The 1,506-nt window shown below is 34.8% G+C and carries 1 protein-coding gene and 1 pseudogene; one reads left to right on the forward strand and one right to left on the reverse strand.

Features of this window, described 5'->3' with window-relative positions; genetic code table 11:
- The first annotated feature begins 175 nt into the window (after positions 1-175).
- Positions 176-964, forward strand: a complete 789-nt coding sequence (locus FTV34_RS17400) for an ANT(3'')-II family aminoglycoside nucleotidyltransferase (protein WP_005137601.1) — start codon at positions 176-178, stop codon at positions 962-964.
- Between the two features lie 153 nt (positions 965-1,117).
- Here FTV34_RS17400 and FTV34_RS17405 read toward each other — a convergent pair.
- Positions 1,118-1,506: pseudogene (locus FTV34_RS17405) on the reverse strand (IS5-like element ISAba31 family transposase); the annotation flags it as partial.

The following is a 1,506-nucleotide window of genomic DNA, read 5'->3' on the forward strand; positions in this document are numbered from 1 at the left end:
GTTCAAATGGCGATTCAGCGTTTAATTGGTTTTGGGAAAAAAGAAGAGTTTAAGGAAATTTTGGCAATTTTAAGAAAGCAGAATCCTGATAGGATAAGGGTTCTGTGAAATTTGTCGTGTACAGAGTATAATATCCTGCCTTTTTTATATCTGTTTCTTCCGAAGGAGATGAGAGATGTCTGATTTCATTCAGTTAGAATATCTACAAGAAAAATTACAGCAACTTTTAGCGGAATCATTATTTGCAATCTATCTTTATGGTTCAGCTGTTGATGGTGGCTTAGGGCCAGAAAGTGACCTTGATGTTCTGGTCGTGGTTACTCAACCATTAACATCTGCTTTACGCGAGCAGCTTGCACAAGAATTACTAAAAATTTCACAGCCTGTTGGGGAATTACAAAGACCATTAGAAGTTACTATTTTATTAAAAGATGAGATTCAGTCTGGAAATTATCCTTTAAGTTATGAAATGCAGTTTGGTGAATGGCTACGTGAAGAACTTAAAGAAGGTGGAACATTAAGTTCGCAGAAAGACCCAGATATTAGTATATTGCTTAGAAAAGCGAGATCTCATCATACAGTTTTATTTGGTCCAGCTTTAGACCAATGGGCACCTGAAATTTCTGATCAAGAACTATGGCAAGCAATGTCTGATACTTATCCCGAAATTGTAGCTCATTGGGATGAGGATGCAGATGAAAGAAACCAGATTTTAGCTTTATGCCGGATCTATTTTAGTTTAGTCATGAAGGATATTGCTTCAAAAGGCAATGCAGCTCGATGGGTTATGCCTCAGCTTCCTCCTGAGCAGAAATTCGTATTGCAGCGGCTTATACAGGAATATAGAGGGGAAATCGGTAAACAAAATTGGCAAGAGGAACATTATGCTTTGCAGCCTATTGTTAATTTTCTGAGTTCAAAAATTGAAGAGCATTTTGAGCAGAAAAGAAATTTGATCACATAATAATTTTTTAGATTCTGGCTTTTCTTACCGACTTTACTAAACATACGGCTATATAAGAGTGCTTAAGCACTCTTTTTTTATTACTTAGTGTTTAAAGAAAATAATATTAATTTTAATATAGGGTTTGTTGACATTTACTGTTCATAATTAACCCTATAAAGGTAGCCATAAAAATATACATGCTAAAGCAACAGAACTTTGATAATTTCTTTTGAGCTTGTCATATCGAGTAGCTATTCCTCTAAATTGCTTTAATCTACAAAACATATTTTCAACTAAATGCCTGATTTTATATAAATACCAGTCCATATGGTCATTGTTCGATTGGCTATTTGTTTTCTTTGGTATATTCGCTTTAGTCCCTGTTTTCCTGATCTGTTCACGCAGTGGTTCTGAATCATAGCCTTTATCTGCACATACCACTTTTGTCTCTTTTAAATCTAATGTTGATATTAAATCAGGTGCAACTTTAACATCATGTGTGGTTCCATCGGTAATCATGAAATCAATAGGATTGCCATGTGCATCAACAATCAAATGTA

Source organism: Acinetobacter sp. YH16038 (assembly GCF_013417275.1).
GTDB lineage: Bacteria > Pseudomonadota > Gammaproteobacteria > Pseudomonadales > Moraxellaceae > Acinetobacter.

Excerpts from the sequence above, each read along its gene's own strand:
- FTV34_RS17400 (WP_005137601.1), top strand. The coding sequence starts at position 176 with ATGTCTGATTTCATTCAGTTAGAATATCTACAAGAAAAATTACAGCAA.